At 69.5% G+C, this 15,016-nt stretch carries 18 protein-coding genes; 3 read left to right on the forward strand and 15 right to left on the reverse strand.

All coding sequences use genetic code 11. The features are described from left to right. Positions 1 to 12: 12 nt before the first annotated feature. The 8 genes from FS769_RS01020 to infC all read right to left on the reverse strand — a co-directional run bounded on the left by FS769_RS01020 (position 13) and on the right by infC (position 5,753). Positions 13 to 930, reverse strand: a complete 918-nt coding sequence (locus tag FS769_RS01020; protein ID WP_144828228.1) for an amino acid ABC transporter permease — start codon at positions 928 to 930, stop codon at positions 13 to 15. Further along, positions 927 to 1,577, reverse strand: coding sequence for an amino acid ABC transporter permease (locus tag FS769_RS01025; RefSeq protein WP_144828231.1), 651 nt, complete (start codon positions 1,575 to 1,577; stop codon positions 927 to 929). Before FS769_RS01025 ends, FS769_RS01020 begins: the two co-directional genes overlap by 4 nt. Positions 1,578 to 1,659: 82 nt before the next feature. Continuing rightward, positions 1,660 to 2,583 (reverse strand): glutamate ABC transporter substrate-binding protein, encoded by a 924-nt coding sequence (locus FS769_RS01030; protein ID WP_144828234.1) that lies wholly within the window; start codon positions 2,581 to 2,583, stop codon positions 1,660 to 1,662. 133 nt (positions 2,584 to 2,716) lie between these two features. Beyond that, the gene (locus FS769_RS01035; protein ID WP_144828237.1) at positions 2,717 to 3,478 is read right to left on the reverse strand and encodes an amino acid ABC transporter ATP-binding protein; all 762 of its coding nucleotides are present in this window, start codon (positions 3,476 to 3,478) and stop codon (positions 2,717 to 2,719) included. Between the two features lie 74 nt (positions 3,479 to 3,552). Next, positions 3,553 to 4,350, reverse strand: a complete 798-nt coding sequence (locus tag FS769_RS01040; protein WP_144828240.1) for an RNA methyltransferase — start codon at positions 4,348 to 4,350, stop codon at positions 3,553 to 3,555. A 103-nt stretch (positions 4,351 to 4,453) separates the two neighbouring features. After that, on the reverse strand, positions 4,454 to 4,837 hold the full coding sequence (gene rplT / locus FS769_RS01045; protein ID WP_144828243.1) for a 50S ribosomal protein L20: 384 nt from the start codon (positions 4,835 to 4,837) through the stop codon (positions 4,454 to 4,456). A 29-nt stretch (positions 4,838 to 4,866) separates the two neighbouring features. Further along, positions 4,867 to 5,061, reverse strand: a complete 195-nt coding sequence (gene rpmI / locus FS769_RS01050) for a 50S ribosomal protein L35 (protein ID WP_013583375.1) — start codon at positions 5,059 to 5,061, stop codon at positions 4,867 to 4,869. Between the two features lie 47 nt (positions 5,062 to 5,108). Next, on the reverse strand, positions 5,109 to 5,753 hold the full coding sequence (gene infC / locus FS769_RS01055; RefSeq protein ID WP_144782047.1) for a translation initiation factor IF-3: 645 nt from the start codon (positions 5,751 to 5,753) through the stop codon (positions 5,109 to 5,111). A gap of 248 nt (positions 5,754 to 6,001) precedes the next feature. On the opposite strand from infC, the gene FS769_RS01060 reads away from it, so the two are divergent. After that, positions 6,002 to 6,406: a DUF1844 domain-containing protein gene (locus FS769_RS01060; protein WP_144831722.1), complete on the forward strand. Its 405-nt coding sequence runs from the start codon at positions 6,002 to 6,004 to the stop codon at positions 6,404 to 6,406. A gap of 196 nt (positions 6,407 to 6,602) precedes the next feature. Here FS769_RS01060 and FS769_RS01065 read toward each other — a convergent pair whose 3' ends face one another. Genes FS769_RS01065 through FS769_RS01090 form a run of 6 tightly spaced genes read right to left on the reverse strand, consistent with a single transcriptional unit; the run spans position 6,603 to position 10,941 of the window. Further along, entirely contained in the window at positions 6,603 to 7,403 is an 801-nt protein-coding gene (locus FS769_RS01065; protein ID WP_144828246.1) for an SseB family protein, read from the reverse strand. Then, on the reverse strand, positions 7,387 to 8,133 hold the full coding sequence (priA, locus tag FS769_RS01070) for a bifunctional 1-(5-phosphoribosyl)-5-((5-phosphoribosylamino)methylideneamino)imidazole-4-carboxamide isomerase/phosphoribosylanthranilate isomerase PriA (RefSeq protein WP_144828249.1): 747 nt from the start codon (positions 8,131 to 8,133) through the stop codon (positions 7,387 to 7,389). The genes FS769_RS01065 and priA overlap by 17 nt, the downstream gene beginning before the upstream one ends. A gap of 46 nt (positions 8,134 to 8,179) precedes the next feature. Further along, positions 8,180 to 8,830, reverse strand: a complete 651-nt coding sequence (gene hisH / locus FS769_RS01075; RefSeq protein ID WP_144828252.1) for an imidazole glycerol phosphate synthase subunit HisH — start codon at positions 8,828 to 8,830, stop codon at positions 8,180 to 8,182. Beyond that, entirely contained in the window at positions 8,827 to 9,441 is a 615-nt protein-coding gene (gene hisB, locus FS769_RS01080) for an imidazoleglycerol-phosphate dehydratase HisB (protein WP_144828255.1), read from the reverse strand. The genes hisH and hisB overlap by 4 nt, the downstream gene beginning before the upstream one ends. Next, entirely contained in the window at positions 9,438 to 10,532 is a 1,095-nt protein-coding gene (locus FS769_RS01085; RefSeq protein WP_144828258.1) for a histidinol-phosphate transaminase, read from the reverse strand. The genes hisB and FS769_RS01085 overlap by 4 nt, the downstream gene beginning before the upstream one ends. Before the next feature lie 58 nt (positions 10,533 to 10,590). Further along, the gene (locus tag FS769_RS01090; RefSeq protein WP_144828260.1) at positions 10,591 to 10,941 is read right to left on the reverse strand and encodes a LysM peptidoglycan-binding domain-containing protein; all 351 of its coding nucleotides are present in this window, start codon (positions 10,939 to 10,941) and stop codon (positions 10,591 to 10,593) included. Positions 10,942 to 11,197: 256 nt separating this feature from the next. Between FS769_RS01090 and lexA the strand changes: the two genes are divergently transcribed. Both lexA and FS769_RS01100 read left to right on the forward strand, forming a co-directional pair. Then, complete coding sequence (gene lexA, locus FS769_RS01095) at positions 11,198 to 11,887, forward strand: transcriptional repressor LexA (RefSeq protein WP_144828263.1); 690 nt, start codon at positions 11,198 to 11,200, stop codon at positions 11,885 to 11,887. Positions 11,888 to 12,035: 148 nt separating this feature from the next. Then, the gene (locus FS769_RS01100; protein WP_144828266.1) at positions 12,036 to 13,922 is read left to right on the forward strand and encodes a prolyl oligopeptidase family serine peptidase; all 1,887 of its coding nucleotides are present in this window, start codon (positions 12,036 to 12,038) and stop codon (positions 13,920 to 13,922) included. A 35-nt stretch (positions 13,923 to 13,957) separates the two neighbouring features. Here FS769_RS01100 and zapE read toward each other — a convergent pair whose 3' ends face one another. Further along, the gene (gene zapE / locus FS769_RS01105; RefSeq protein WP_260979663.1) at positions 13,958 to 14,950 is read right to left on the reverse strand and encodes a cell division protein ZapE; all 993 of its coding nucleotides are present in this window, start codon (positions 14,948 to 14,950) and stop codon (positions 13,958 to 13,960) included. Positions 14,951 to 15,016: the final 66 nt, after the last annotated feature.

The raw sequence follows: 15,016 nt of genomic DNA on the forward strand, positions 1-15,016 counted from the left end.
TCGGCTCGGCGGTCAGGACGCCGAGCCGGGACCGTTCCTGCCGAGACCGCGCTGGGCCACGATGAGCTCGGTGTCGGTGCCGGTCTGCCCCGCCGGCTCCGCGGGGGCGACGTTGCCCGCCTTCGGCGAACGGCGCAGGCCGACCTCGACGCGGTGAGCGGCGAACGACAGGGCGAGGCACATCGCGACGTAGATCACGCTGGCGATCATCGCGGCGGGGATCAGCGGAGAGCCGTACTCGCCGTTCGAGCCGAGGAGTCGGGCGAAGTACAACAGCTCGGGGTAGGTGATGATGAAGCCGAGCGCGGTGTCCTTCAGGGTGACCACCAACTGCGCGATGATCACGGGGAGCATGGCACGGATCGCCTGCGGCAGCAGGATCAGGCGCATGACGCCCGCCTTGCGCAGACCCACCGCGTAACCGGCCTCACTCTGACCGCGGGGCAGCGACTCGACGCCGGCGCGGATGACCTCCGACAGCACGGAGCCGTTGTAGAGGATCAGCGCGATGACGACGGCCCAGTACGACGACATCTTGATGCCGATGACCGGCAGACCGTAGTACAGCAGCAGCATGAAGACGAGCACGGGGACGGCGCGGAGGATCTCGACCACCCAGCCGACGGGCAGCCGCACCCAGCGGTGGTCGGACATGCGCCCGATGGCCAACACGAAACCGAGGATCAGCGCCCCGACCGCGGCGACGGCGAACGCCGCCAGCGTCGCGAGCGTCGCCTGGCCGAAGCGCTCCCAGATGGCCGAGTAGGTGAAGACGTTCCACTTCGCGGCGGAGAACTGCCCGGTGTCGATGAACCGCCAGATCACGAAGCCGATCACGGCGGCGACGAGCAGCAGGGTGGCGGCGCCGATGATGCGGTTGCGCAGCTGCGCCCGCGGGCCCGGCACGTCGTACAGGACGGAGGAGCTCATCGGACGACCTTCCACTTCTTCTCGGCGGCGTTCTGGAGAGCGGCAAGCAGGAGCACGAGGATGACGAACACGACCATCACCAGCAGGATCGTGACGAGCTGGTTCTCGCCGTTCTCGCTCATGGTGGCGCGGATGTTGCCGAGGTTGACCACCGAGAAGCCTGCGGCGACGGTGGTGTTCTTGAGCAGGGCGATGAAGACGCTCATCATCGGGGGGATGACCGAGCGGGTGGCCTGGGGCAGGACGATCAACGACATGACCTGCCCGAATCCGAGGCCGAGGGCACGGGCCGCTTCGGCCTGACCGACCGGGACGGTGTTGATGCCGGAGCGGATGGTCTCGGCCACGTAGGTGGCCGTGTAGACGCCGAGCCCGCACACGGCCAGCAGCAGGAAGCTGCCGCGGGGCACGTCGACGAGCAACGGCACGCAGAACGCGAAGAAGAAGAGCACGAGCGTCAGCGGGGTGTTGCGGATCCAGTTGACGTAGACCGCGCCGACAGCACGCGCGATGGGGACGGGAGACACCCGCATCGCCGCGACGACGAAGCCGAGCACGAGGGCGATGAGTCCGCCGCCCACGAAGAGCACGACGGTCCCCCACAGCGCCTGTCCCCACAGGTCGGGGTAGTCGAAGATCTGATTCACCGGAAGCGGTCCGTTCTGTCGCGGGTCTGTCGCGTGGAGCTCGGGAGTGCGGGCGGCGCGCATGCGCCGCCCGCACGGGTGCTCAGCTGACGGGGTCGACCGCCGGCTGCTCGCCCTTGACGCCCGAGGCGCCGAGGTTCTTCTCGAAGATGGCCTCCCAGGTGGATCCTCCGTCGGTGAACATCGTGTTCACGAACTCCTGGAAAGCGGTGTCGCCCTTGGCGATGCCGACGCCGTAGCGCTCCTCGCTGAAGGGCTCGCCCGCGATCTTGAGGTTGTCGGGGTCCTGAGCGGCGTAGCCGAGGAGGATCGCCTCGTCGGTGGTCACCGCGTCGACCTCGCCGTTCTTGAGCTTCTCGACGCACTGCGAGTAGGTGTCGAACTCGACGACCTTCGCGGGAGTCTGCTCGCGGATGCGCTGGATCGGCGTCGAACCCGTCACCGAGCACACGGTGGTCTCGGCCGTGAGCGAGTCCTTGCCGGTGATCGTGTCGTCATCGGCGGCGACCAGCAGGCCCTGACCGGTGAGGAAGTAGGGGCCGGCGAAGGAGATCTGCTCTTTGCGCTTGTCGGTGATCGAGTAGGTGCCGACGTAGTAGTCGATGTCACCGTTGATGAGGGCCTGCTCGCGGTTGGCCGAGGCGATGGCCTTGTACTCCACCTTCGACTCGTCCGCCGGGTCGAAACCGAGCGATGCGGCGATCCAACGCGCGACGTCGACGTCGAAGCCCTTGCGCTCGCCCGTCACCGGGTCGAGGTAGCCGAGGCCGGGCTGGTCTTCCTTCACACCGACGACGACCTTGCCGGCCGACTCGATCTTGGTGAAGGTGGGGCTGTTCTCGATCGTGACGTCGGTGGCGACCGCGCCGTACACCGGTGCGTCGCTGCCGCCGTCGGAGGCACCGTCACCGGGTGCTGCGCCCGGGGTGCCGCTGTTGCAGGCCGTCAGAGCCAGAAGGCCGGCGGCGATGATGCTCGCGCCGGCGAGAAAACGTGTCTTACGCATGTGATGTCTCCTTGGTTACGTGTGCTGTGCGGATGAAAGGTCTGGGGTGACGGCGCGCGAAAGGAACCGGGGGAACGGTCGATCGGCTTTCGGCGGAAGAACCTCCTCGTTCGACGCCGTCATGAGGAACGCGTCAGTGCGTGATGAGCTTCGAGAGGAAGTCCTTCGCGCGATCCGACTCGGGTTGGGTGAAGAATTTCTCGGGGGTCGCCTGCTCGACGATCTGCCCGTCGGCCATGAACACCACGCGGTTCGCGGCCTTGCGGGCGAAGCCCATCTCGTGGGTGACGACGATCATCGTCATGCCCTCGCTGGCGAGGCCGACCATCACGTCGAGCACCTCGTTGATCATCTCGGGGTCGAGCGCGGAGGTCGGCTCGTCGAAGAGCATGACCTTGGGCTTCATCGCGAGCGCCCGGGCGATCGCCACGCGCTGCTGCTGACCACCCGAGAGCTGGGCGGGCAGCTTGTCGGCCTGATGCCCGACGCCCACGCGCTCCAGGAGCGCCCGGGCCTCCTTCTCGGCATCCGCCTTCTTCATCTTGCGAACCTTGATGGGGCCGAGCGTGACGTTCTCGAGGATCGTCAGGTGCGCGAAGAGGTTGAACGACTGGAACACCATGCCGACATCGGCACGCAGTTCGGCCAGGCCCTTCCCCTCTTTGGGAAGCTCCTTGCCGTCGATGGTGATCGAGCCGCTCGTGATGGTCTCGAGACGGTTGATGGTGCGGCACAAGGTCGACTTGCCCGAACCGGAAGGACCGATGACCACGACGACTTCGCCGCGGTCGACGGTGAGGTCGATGTCTTTCAGGGCCTGGAACTGCCCGTAGTGCTTCTGCACGTCGGAGACGACGACCAGGGGCTCGGAGCTCGCCGGGGGTACGGATGCCATGTGTTCACCCTATGAGGGGGAAGGGTGGCCGACCACATTCCCGCGCACGCCTTAACCGTTCTGTAACAGCCGCCTCAACCCGCGCGCTGCGCGAAAGCGGTCTCGTACAGGCACACGCTGGCCGCCGTGGCGAGGTTCAGCGACTCCGCCCGACCGTAGATCGGCAGGCGCAGCGAGAGGTCGGCGTGAGCCAGCGCCGTCTCGTCGAGGCCGCGCGCCTCGTTGCCGAACAACCACGCCGTCGGCTCCGCGAGGAGCTCGCGAGACGCCAGGAAATCCGCGCCGTCGACGTCGGCCGCGACCACGCGGAGTCCGGCCTCGTGCACGCGCTCCACGACGTCGGCCAACTCGAGATCGACGGCGATCGGCACGTGGAAGAGCGAGCCGGTCGTCGAGCGCACGACCTTCGGATTGTAGGGGTCGACCGTGCGGCCGGTGAGGATCACGGCATCCGCCCCCGCCGCATCGGCGGCCCGGATGATCGTGCCGAGGTTGCCCGGATCGCGGACCTCCTCGCAGATCGCGATCAGACGCGGGCGGCCCGCCAGCAGGTCTTTCAGCGCCGTCGGCGCCTGACGCGCCACCGCGACGATGCCCTGCGGGGTGACGGTGTCGGCCATCGCGTCGAGGACCGCCTCGGTCGTGTACTGCAGGTCGACGTCGGCGCGCTCGGCCAGCTCGCGAACATCGGCGTGCTTCTCGAGCGCCGTGGGCGTCGCGTACAGCTCGAGCACCGTGTCGGGCGCCCATTCGAGCGCCTCACGGGCGGCCTGCGGACCCTCGAGCAGGAAGAGACCGGTCTCTTGACGGGCGGCGCGCTTGCTGAGCTTGGCCACGGCGCGCACCCGCGGCGAACGGGGGTTCTCGAGCACGGACTCAGTGTATGACGCCGACGGCATGCGAACCGGGAGGCCGCGCAGGAACAGCGAAACGGGCGCCCTCCGAAGAGGACGCCCGTTTCGTGGAAGGCGTGTCTTACGCGGTCTTCGCGGCGTTGACGTCGCTGGGCAGCGCAGCCTTCGCCGTGGCGACGAGCGAGGCGAACACGGCCGGCTCGTTGACCGCGAGCTCGGCGAGCATGCGACGGTCGACCTGCACACCCGCGAGGCCGAGGCCCTGGATGAAGCGGTTGTACGTCATGCCGTTGGCGCGCGATGCGGCGTTGATGCGCTGGATCCACAGACGACGGAAGTCGCCCTTGCGCTTGCGACGGTCACGGTACGCGTAGACCAGGGAGTGGGTGACCTGCTCCTTGGCCTTGCGGTACAGGCGCGAACGCTGACCGCGGTAACCGGACGCGCGCTCGAGGATGACGCGACGCTTCTTGTGGGCGTTTACTGCCCGCTTGACTCTAGCCATTTCTGTTCTTTCCTAACGTGCGTCGGCGCTCAGAGGCCGAGGAGCTTCTTGGCGACCTTGGAGTCACCCTTGGCCAGGACCTGCTCCTGGTTCAGGCGACGGGTGCGCTTGGAGGCCTTGCCCTCGAGGTTGTGGCGCATGCCGGCCTGCTGCTTCATGAGCTTGCCGCTACCGGTGAGCTTGAAGCGCTTCTTGGCGCCCGAGTGGGTCTTCTGCTTCGGCATCTGTCTTCCTTCGTTGGGGTTCCCGGCGGAGCGGGAGTCGGGGAGCTTTACTCGGCGGACGCCGGGGCAGCTTCGTCTGTGGGTGCCGAATCGCCTCGAGCGGCACTTCGCGCGGCTTCACGGTTCGCCGTGCGCTGCGCGTTCTGCTCGGTCTTGACCTCGGACTTGTTCTTGTGAGGAGCCACCACCATCACCATGTTGCGGCCGTCGATCGTGGGGTTCGACTCGACGGTGCCGAACTCGGCGACGTCTTCGGCGAACTTGCGGAGCAGACGGACACCCTGCTCGGGACGCGACTGCTCGCGACCGCGGAACAGGATCATGGCCTTCACCTTGTCGCCCGCCTGGAGGAAGCCCTCGGCGCGCTTGAGCTTGGTGATGTAGTCGTGAGCCTCGATCTTCAGACGGAACCGCACCTCTTTGAGCACGGTGTTCGCCTGGTTACGACGCGTTTCCTTGGCCTTCTGAGCGGCCTCGTACTTGAACTTGCCGTAATCCATGATCTTGACCACGGGCGGCTTCGAGCTCGGCGCAACCTCGACCAAGTCGAGGTCCGCTTCCTGGGCCAGGCGCAGCGCAGCTTCGATTCGGACGATGCCGACCTGCTCGCCGTTGGGTCCGACGAGACGGACCTCCGGGACTCGGATGCGCTCGTTGGTGCGGGGATCGCTGATGCGGAACTCCTCTTTCATACGGGTGGTGGCCGCCGCGATCCGTCGGAATCGCGGGCGAAGAGGAGAGACACGCCACCCGGCACGGTGCTTTCGGCACCGGCTTCTGCACCCAGGCAACCCCGTGGAACACGGAGCGGAGTGCGGGAACCCGGTAGCCTGGAGCGGCAAGCGCGGGTGGGATGTGATCCTCTTTCGTACGGAGTGAAACACTCCGAAGCCCGCCATAGTCTAGCAGAGAGAACCCCGTGACCACGATTCCCCCCGACATGCCCACCGAAGACCACTCCGCGCACCGCCACGGAGCAGGAGACGAGCGTCTGGCCCGCTGGGAGGAACAGGAGCGCGCGGCGTCCTCCGCCACCCGCGACATCGCCGACGTCCCTGCCGTCGAGGTCATCACCACGGCCGCCGTCCACCTCATGAGCGCTGCCGCCGTCAAGACCGGCCTGGCCGACGACCCGGGCCAGCAGCTCGACCTCGACGAAGCCCGCAAGCTCATCAACGCCCTGGCCGGACTCATCACCGCCGGCGCCCCCGAGATCAGCGACATGCACGCGCGCTCGCTGCGCGACGGCCTACGCTCCCTGCAACTCGCGTTCCGCGAGGCGTCGACGATCCAGGACCCCATTGGCAAGGGGCCGGGCGAGAAGTGGACGGGTCCCGTCACGTAATTCCGTCGTTCTGGGGGTACCGGGCTCCGTGATGCCCCCTTCCCAAGGCAAGAGCGGGGCCCCTTCCCCGATTGCCCTGGGGAGGGGGCATCACTGCGCCCTGCCCTCCGCAGGCCGCCCTCTTCCGTGCCACCCGCGGGGGTATGACGGCGGTGGGAGGTCCCTGAGCCTGTCGAAGGGACCGGGACCCGAGCGATCAGGCCTCGCTGCTGCGGTGGAGCTTGACCGTCAGGGAATCCACGAGGACGGCGATGCGATCATCGGCCGCCCACCGGCGCGCGAGGCGTGCGAGCACGGCATCCAATTCCTCCTGCTCGAGCCCCGACATCAGCTGAAGGTGCACGACGAGTTCCGGTCCGCGCAGGCGCCCCGAGGGATCGCCCGACTCCACCGCGAGGTCGAGCACAGCCAGTTCGCCCGAGATGCTCTCGTGCAGACCCGTGAAGATGGTCGGCGACGTGTGCGCCGGCTCCCACGACTCTCCTTGGGCGATGGCCCACACCGCCGGTCGACGCAGAATGAACTCCGTCTCGGACGCCGGATCGATCACGATGAGCTCGGTGTCTTCGGATGCCGCGGCGAGAGCCGTGCGCCGACCGTCCGCCGGCACGGGGCGGGCCTTGGCGTCCCAGGTCTGCAGCGCCGTCACCGAGGTGAACACGGGGAGCACCTTGCGACCGTCGGGAGCGGCGACCGTGACGATCGAGAGCTCCTGCGTCTTGTCGACCTCGAGGCCGTGCGCGCCGACACCGTGATCGCCCTTCTCGGCGACCAGCGGGATCAGCAGACGCGCCGTGCGGTAGGCGTCGACGATGGCGCGTGCATCGCCCTCGCCCGCGCGGAACGCGAGAAGAGCGGCCAGCAGCGCCGGGTCGGCGGATCCGTCGTCACCTGAGTGCGGGTTCGACTCGAATCGGCGGCCCTCCCACGGGACGCCGGCGGAATCCGCGTAGGCGCCGTGAGCGTGGTCGTGCGGATCGTCAGTGTCCGGCGACATCCAGCGCCTCAGCGAGGGTGAACTGCCCCGCGTAGAGAGCCTTGCCGACGATCGCGCCCTCGACGCCGAGCGGCACCAGCTCCCGCAGCGCGGCGATGTCGTCGAGGCTCGAGACGCCACCCGAGGCGACGATCGGCTTGGGCGTGCGCTGGGTCATCTCGCGCAGCAGTTCGATGTTCGGGCCGCGCAGCGTGCCGTCCTTGGTCACGTCGGTGACGACATAGCGGCTGCATCCGGCGTCTTCGAGGCGCTGGAGCACGGTCCACAGGTCGCCGCCGTCACGGGTCCACCCGCGTGCGGCCAGCGTGGTGCCGCGCACGTCGAGGCCGACCGCGATCGCCTCGCCGTAGCGGTTGATGACGTCGGCCGCCCACTCGGGGTTCTCGAGAGCTGCCGTACCGAGGTTGATGCGGCTCGCACCGCTCTCGAGAGCGGCTTCGAGCGAACGGTCGTCGCGGATGCCGCCGGAGAGCTCGACCTGCACACCCTTGACCTGCTTGATGACCTTGCGCATGACGCTCGCGTTGCTGCCGCGACCGAAGGCTGCGTCGAGATCGACCAGGTGGATCCACTGGGCACCCTGGCGAGCGAAGTCGGCGGCGGCGTCGACGGGGTCGCCGTAGCTGGTCTCGGTACCGGCCTCACCCTGGGTCAGACGGACGGCCTTGCCGTCGGCGACGTCGACCGCGGGAAGCAGCACAAGTTCGGGCGTGGACGCGAAATCGTTCATGGCTCCTCGCACCCTTCGGCGCATCTCGCCGAGCCGGGGCACGAGGTCACACAGTAGTCGCGCGCAGGCCGCCGATCCAATTGGACAGCAAGCGGATGCCGGCTTCTCCCGACTTCTCGGGGTGGAACTGCGTCGCGGCCAGCGGCCCGTTCTCGACGGCGGCGATGAACGGCGCACCGTAGGTGCACCACGTGACCGAGGGCTGAGGGAAGGGCGGGGTGACCTCCAGCGACCACTCCTGCGCGGCGTAGGAGTGCACGAAATAGAAGCGCTCGTTCTCGATGCCCTCGAACAGGCGCGAGCCCTCTCCGGCGGTGACGGTGTTCCAACCCATGTGCGGCAGGACCGGTGCGGCGAGCTCGCCGACGGTGCCGGGCCACTCCCCCAGACCCGGGGTGTCGGTGCCGCGCTCGATCCCGCGCTCGAACATCACCTGCATACCGACGCAGATGCCGAGCACAGGCCGACCTCCCGCGAGGCGTCGGTCGATGATCTCGCCGCCGCGGCTGGCGTTGAGCGCGCCCATGACGGCGCTGAACGCACCGACTCCCGGCACGAGCAGTCCATCGGCGTCGAGAAGGAGCGAACGGTCGGAGGTCAGGCGGGCGTCCGCCCCAGCCTCGACCAGCGCCTTGACCGCCGAGTGGACGTTGCCCGACCCGTAATCGAGGACCGCGACGACGGGCTTCGAGGTCACAACGCTCCCTTGGTGCTGGGGATGCCGTCGACCAGGGGGTCGAGGGCCTTCGCCTGACGGAAGGCGCGGGCGAGCGCCTTGTACTCGGCCTCGGCGATGTGGTGGGGGTCGCGTCCGCCCAGGACGCGCACGTGCACCGTCAGACCGGCGTGGATCGAGATCGCCTCGAACGAGTGCCGCACGAGCGATCCGGTGAAGTGACCGCCGATGAGGTGGTGCTCGAACCCGACGGGCTCCCCGGTGTGCACGAGGTAGGGACGCCCGCTGATGTCGACGACGGCCTGCGCGAGCGCCTCGTCGAGGGGGACGAGGGCGTCGCCGTACCGCGCGATGCCCGACTTGTCGCCGAGCGCCTGACGGATGGCCTGACCGAGCACGATCGAGGTGTCTTCGACGGTGTGGTGGGCGTCGATGTGGGTGTCGCCGGTCGAGCGGACGCGCAGGTCGGTGAGCGAGTGCTTCGCGAACGCCGTGAGCATGTGGTCGAAGAACGGCACGCTCGTGGAGATGTCGCTGGTGCCGCGGCCGTCGAGGTCGAGCTCGAGTTCGACGCGGGACTCGCTCGTCTCGCGGGTGATCGAGGCGGTGCGGGGCGAGGCGGGACCGGTCATGACCGCGATCCTACCGAGGCCAGTGCGTCGAGGAACGCCGTGGTCTCGTCGGCCGTGCCCGCCGTCACGCGCAGGTGGTGAGCGATCCCGACGTCGCGGATCAGCACTCCCCGGTCGTACAGGGCCTTCCACGTGGCCGCAGGGTCGTCGACCCCGCCGAACAGCACGAAGTTCGTCCACGACTCGTGGGCGGTGTAGCCGAGGGCGGCCACGGTCGCCGAGATCCGGTCGCGCTGGGCGACGATCTCGTCGACCATCGACAGCATCGTGTCGGCGTGCGCGAGGGCGGCGGTCGCCGCCGCCTGCGTGAGCGCACTGAGGTGGTAGGGCAGCCGTACGAGGCGCAGGGCGTCGACGAGCGCGGGATCGGCGGCGAGGTAGCCCACGCGCGCTCCGGCGAAGGCGAAGGCCTTGCTCATCGTGCGCGAGACGACCAGGCGCGGGCGACCGGGCAGCAGCGAGACCGCGGAGGGCTCGTCGCGGGGGGCGAACTCCTCGTACGCCTCGTCGACGATGACGATGCCGTCGGTGGCGTCGTAGACGGCCTGAACGACGTCGAGGCGAAGAGGCGTTCCGGTGGGGTTGTTCGGGGCGCACAGGAACACGATGTCGGGGCGGCGCTCGCGCACCTGCGCGGCGGCCGATTCCGCGGTGAGCGAGAAGTCGTGCTCGCGCTCGCCCGCGATCCAGGAGGCGCCGGTGGCCCGCGTCAGGATCGGGTACATCGAGTAGGTCGGGGCGAAGCCCATCGCGGTGCGGCCGGGGCCGCCGAACGCCTGGAGGATGTGCTGCAGGACCTCGTTCGAGCCGTTGGCCGCCCAGATCTGCTCGGGAGACAGCCCGTGACCCAGGTAGCCGGCGAAGGCCTCCCGCAGACCGGTGAACTCTCGGTCGGGGTAGCGGTTGACGTCGCGCAGGGCCCGGGCGACGGCGTCGAGAATGTCGTCGGCGACCTCTTGAGGAACCGGGTGGGTGTTCTCGTTGACGTTCAGCGCGACGGGAAGGGCCGCCTGCGGGGCACCGTACGGGGTCATACCCCGGAGATCGTCGCGGAGAGGCAGGTCGTCAAGGCGCACAGTCACCTCACCCATGGTAGGCGGCGACGACGGCCGTGGATCACGACCACAGCTCGCGGCGAGAGCTCGCGAGTCAGCCGACGGGGGCGTAGGCGGCCGGGATGGCGATGCGCTGTCCTGCCGTGACGTTTCCGCCCGAGAGGGCGTTGAGGCGCGTGATCTCGGCGACGACGTCGCGCGGGTCGGCTGCCGGCGCCAGGTCTTCGGCGATCGACCACAGCGTGTCGCCGCTCATGACGGTCATTTCGGCGAACGAACCGGCGGGGGCGCCGGCCTCGCCGGACGCGAGGGCGGACCCGCCACCGACGACCGCGATGCCGAGCGCGATGGCGAGGGGAAGGGCGACGAGGAAGGCGACGACGCGGCGCCCGCGGGCGGTGATGCGCAGGCGGGTGGTCGGTGCGGTGAGGGCGATGCTGCTCATGATGTGCTCCTTGGTGGAGAGATTCGCACCCCGCCCTCGGCCGGGAGGACGGTGGTGCGAATCTGTATTCCGAATCTATCTTCGATACTTTCGATGTGTCAACACCCCGTGTCTCGGAGACCGATCGAACGCGACACGCGCGAGGCTCCGTGTCATTCGGGTCGTCCACCGGATACGGTTTCGACACGGAGACCTCACCACCAACCTCCGACATTCGAATTTCCGCCGTGATTTCCGCGGCGCGAGGGGAGCACAGATGACCGACGCGACGACCGCCGCCGGCCGCGAGCGGCCGCAGACCCGGCGACGCAAGAGCCTCAGCGACAAGCAGCTCGCGATCCTCGAGGTCATCCAGCGCTCGATCGCCCGGCACGGCTATCCGCCGAGCATGCGCGAGATCGGCGACGCCGTCGGACTCAAGTCGCTGTCGAGCGTCACCCACCAGCTGAACCAGCTCGAACTCAGCGGCTACCTGCGACGCGACCCCGGCAAGACGCGCGCGATGGAGGTGCTGATCGACCTCCCCGGTGCCGCGGCCGAGAACCCCGCCGACACCGCGCCCGCGCTCGGCGACGCTGCCCTCGTGCCCCTCGTCGGCCGGATCGCCGCCGGTGTGCCGATCACCGCCGATCAGCAGGTCGAGGAGATCTTCCCCCTCCCCCGTCAGCTCGTCGGCAAGGGCGAGCTGTTCATGCTGAAGGTCTCGGGCGACTCCATGATCGACGCGGCCATCTGCGACGGCGACTGGGTCGTCGTCCGGTCGCAGGCGAACGCCGAGAACGGCGAGATCGTCGCCGCGATGCTCGACGGAGAGGCCACGGTGAAGACCTTCCGCCGCCGCGACGGCCACATGTGGCTCCTCCCCCGCAACAGCGCGTTCGAGCCGATCCTGGGCGACGATGCCGTCGTCCTCGGTCGCGTGGTCGCGGTTCTCCGCGCCGTCTGAGCAGGGCATCGGGGGTCGGACGCCCGCCCGCACAGCGGCATCAGGCCCTCGACGTCGTCACACGTTGCCCGGCGCGCCGGATCCGGAGATCCGCCCCGCCGTCGTGACGGCATCCGCGGATGTCGGAGGCCCTGCCTAGGGTGGAGGCATGGCTGACACCCTCCCCTACGGTTCCTGGCCCTCCCCGATCACGCCGGAGTCCGTCGCGCAGGCGTCACCGCGCGTCGACGGGGCTCGGCTCGTGGGCGACGAGGTGTGGTGGGGCGAATCCGTGCCGCACGAGGCCGGCCGCGTCGCCGTCAAGCGTCGCCGGGTCGACGGCGCGGTCGAGACGGTGCTCCCCGCGCCCGCCAACGCCCGCTCCGCCGTGCACGAGTACGGCGGAGGCGCCTGGACCGCGTCCGACGACGGCGAGCTCTATTACGTCGAGAAGACCGATCAGCGCGTGTACGCCCTCCGTCAGGGCGACGCCGCCCGGCCCCTCACCCCCGCCGACGAGGCGGTGCGCCACGGCGGCCTGCGGTGGGAGCACGGCGTGCTCCTCGCCGTGCGAGAGACCCACGGCTCGTCCCGCGTTCCGCAGCGCGCGATCGTGCGCATCCCGCTCGACGGGTCGAGCGACGTCCTCGCCGAGGGCAGCGACTTCCTCGCCCAGCCGGCGCTCTCGCCGAGCGGCCGCCACCTCGCGTGGGTGGCGTGGAACCACCCCGACATGCCCTGGGACGCCACCTCGATCGAGGTCAAGAACCTCGCGACCGGAGAGGTGCGGCAGGTCGCGGGCGGCCCGCGCCGCGCACCGCTCCAACCCGTGTGGATCGCCGACGACGAACTGCTCTACGCCGACGATCCCGACGGTCGCTGGAACCTCTTCCGCCGTCCGCTCGAGGGTGACGCGCAAGCCCTGGCCCCCGCCGACGCCGATACGGGCGGCGGGCTCTGGGTCCTCGGTACCCGATGGTTCGGCGCAGCCTCCGACGGTCGCGTCGTCGCGGTGCGCACCGACGGCGCAGACGAGATCGTCGAGATCGCGCCCAGCGGCGTGCGCCCGGTCGACGTCCCGGTCGTGGCGGGGGCGGCGATCGACGACGTCCGCGGTGCCCGCGTGCTCGTGTCGGGTTCCGACGCCGGTGGGCGGTCGGGGCTCTGGCTCGTCGATCTCGACACCGGGGCGGTCGACCTCGTCACCGGCGGCGCCGGGTCGTGGGGCGACGAATGGATGCCGACGGCTCGGGCCCTCGAGACCGAGGGGCCGCACGGCACCGTGCACGCCTTCGCCTACGCGCCCACCCACCCCGACGTCGTCGCGCCCGCCGGAGAGCGACCTCCCTACGTCGTCCTCGTGCACGGCGGACCCACCTCGCACGTCGGGCCGGCCCCCTCGGCCAAGACGGCGTTCTTCACGAGCCGGGGCATCGGCGTGCTCGACGTCAACTACGGCGGCTCCACCGGGTACGGACGCGACTACCGCGACCGTCTCAAGGGCCAGTGGGGCGTCGTCGATGTGGACGACGTGGCAGCGGCGGCATCCGCTCTGGCAGACGCAGGGCTCGCCGATGCCGAGAGGATCGCCATCGCGGGCGGCTCAGCGGGCGGCTGGACGGTGCTGGCGGCCGTGACGCGCACCGACGTCTTCTCTGCCGGTATTTCGCGGTACGGCGTGGGCGACGCCCGCGCCCTGGCCGAAGACACCCACGATTTCGAAGCGCGGTACCTCGACGGGCTCATCGGCCCGCTCCCCGAGGCCGAAGCGGTCTACATCGAGCGGTCCCCTCTCGGGCGTCCCGAGCACTTCCGGGTTCCTCTGCTGATCCTGCAGGGCTCGGAAGACCGCGTCGTCCCGCCATCGCAGGCCGAGGCCATCCGCGACGCGCTGGCGGCGCACCACGTGCCGCACGCGTACGTCCTCTACGAGGGCGAGGGCCACGGCTTCCGTCGTTCCGAGACCGTGATCGACTCGCTCGAGCGCGAGCTCGGCTTCCTCGGCGCGGTGTTCGGGTTCGAAACGCCGGGCATCCCGGCCCTCCAGCTCGACTGACCACGCCGGCATCCCGGCTCTCGAGCTCGACCGATTCAGAGGGAGCGCAGCAGTCGCAGACGGCTCGCCATGCGGAACGCATCGGGTCGCCCCGCGCAGCGCCGCACGAACTCGTCGACCGGCACCACCGCCTGCACGTCGAGGCGCACGTCGGCGTCCACGAGGACGTCGATGAGGGCGACGAAGCGCTGCTGTGCGGCGGGGCCGACCTCGTCCAGCGGCGGAACGCCGATGATCGTCCAGTGCGGGTACCGCCGGCTCCAGTGCCGGTACTCCGACGCGGCGAGGGGCGTCTCGCAGAGCTGATCGAAGGTCGCGACGAGCGCCCCCTCCCCCGCGGACGCGACGGTGAAGACACGGTCGCGGACGACGAGCTGCCGGGACGACCCCGACATCACCGAAGACGCTCCCGTCGACCACGTGCCCGCGCGGAACCCCTGACGCATCGCGGGTGCGAGGGTTCGATAATCGATCGGCCCCTCGAGCGGGATCACGTCGAGATGGGTCGTCAACAGCGCGATCCCGGGCTCGAAGAGGTGGTGCCACACGGGGTCGGGAAGCAACTCGGACGGCGCGTAGTTGGACGTCGCCACCAGCGTTCCACCCCGGTCGACGAGGCGCTCGACCAGGCGCGTGAGGAGGATCGCGTCGCCGGGATCGTGGACGTGCAGCTCGTCGAAGAACACCAGACGGTCGGAGCCGACGACGTCGTCGATCGCGCGAGCCATGGCATCCGGCTCCGGGCGATGCGCGTGAATGCGCCGGTGCAGATCATCGAAGAAGCCCGAGAAGTGCACACGGGCGGCCCGACCGGGCGGAACGGCCGCGTAGACCGCATCGGCGAGCCAGGACTTGCCGCGCCCGGCAGGGCCGTGGAGGTACACACCCTTCGTCGGTCTCCCCTCGAGCGCGCGCGTCGCGGCGAGCGCCATCCGTCGCGCGACCGCCAGCTGCGCCGCATCCACCGCGAATCCCTCGCGCCGGGCGGCCTCCTCGACGGCGGCGAGGATCGGGACGAACGGTGGCACCGTCGAAGACTGGCACGCTGCGCTCCCCCGCCGAGGGGAGAAGCTCCACTGTCGAAACACGTCCCT

The sequence above is a fragment of the Microbacterium sp. BH-3-3-3 genome (assembly GCF_007679045.1).
Lineage (GTDB): Bacteria > Actinomycetota > Actinomycetes > Actinomycetales > Microbacteriaceae > Microbacterium > Microbacterium algihabitans.

Excerpts from the sequence above, each read along its gene's own strand:
- rplT (WP_144828243.1), bottom strand. The coding sequence starts at position 4,837 with ATGGCTAGAGTCAAGCGGGCAGTAAACGCCCACAAGAAGCGTCGCGTC.
- priA (WP_144828249.1), bottom strand. The coding sequence starts at position 8,133 with ATGAACGATTTCGCGTCCACGCCCGAACTTGTGCTGCTTCCCGCGGTC.
- FS769_RS01065 (WP_144828246.1), bottom strand. The coding sequence starts at position 7,403 with ATGTCGCCGGACACTGACGATCCGCACGACCACGCTCACGGCGCCTAC.
- rpmI (WP_013583375.1), bottom strand. The coding sequence starts at position 5,061 with ATGCCGAAGCAGAAGACCCACTCGGGCGCCAAGAAGCGCTTCAAGCTC.
- FS769_RS01085 (WP_144828258.1), bottom strand. The coding sequence starts at position 10,532 with ATGGGTGAGGTGACTGTGCGCCTTGACGACCTGCCTCTCCGCGACGAT.
- FS769_RS01035 (WP_144828237.1), bottom strand. The coding sequence starts at position 3,478 with ATGGCATCCGTACCCCCGGCGAGCTCCGAGCCCCTGGTCGTCGTCTCC.
- FS769_RS01020 (WP_144828228.1), bottom strand. The coding sequence starts at position 930 with ATGAGCTCCTCCGTCCTGTACGACGTGCCGGGCCCGCGGGCGCAGCTG.
- FS769_RS01060 (WP_144831722.1), top strand. The coding sequence starts at position 6,002 with ATGCCCACCGAAGACCACTCCGCGCACCGCCACGGAGCAGGAGACGAG.
- FS769_RS01030 (WP_144828234.1), bottom strand. The coding sequence starts at position 2,583 with ATGCGTAAGACACGTTTTCTCGCCGGCGCGAGCATCATCGCCGCCGGC.
- FS769_RS01090 (WP_144828260.1), bottom strand. The coding sequence starts at position 10,941 with ATGAGCAGCATCGCCCTCACCGCACCGACCACCCGCCTGCGCATCACC.
- lexA (WP_144828263.1), top strand. The coding sequence starts at position 11,198 with ATGACCGACGCGACGACCGCCGCCGGCCGCGAGCGGCCGCAGACCCGG.
- FS769_RS01100 (WP_144828266.1), top strand. The coding sequence starts at position 12,036 with ATGGCTGACACCCTCCCCTACGGTTCCTGGCCCTCCCCGATCACGCCG.
- infC (WP_144782047.1), bottom strand. The coding sequence starts at position 5,753 with ATGAAAGAGGAGTTCCGCATCAGCGATCCCCGCACCAACGAGCGCATC.
- hisB (WP_144828255.1), bottom strand. The coding sequence starts at position 9,441 with ATGACCGGTCCCGCCTCGCCCCGCACCGCCTCGATCACCCGCGAGACG.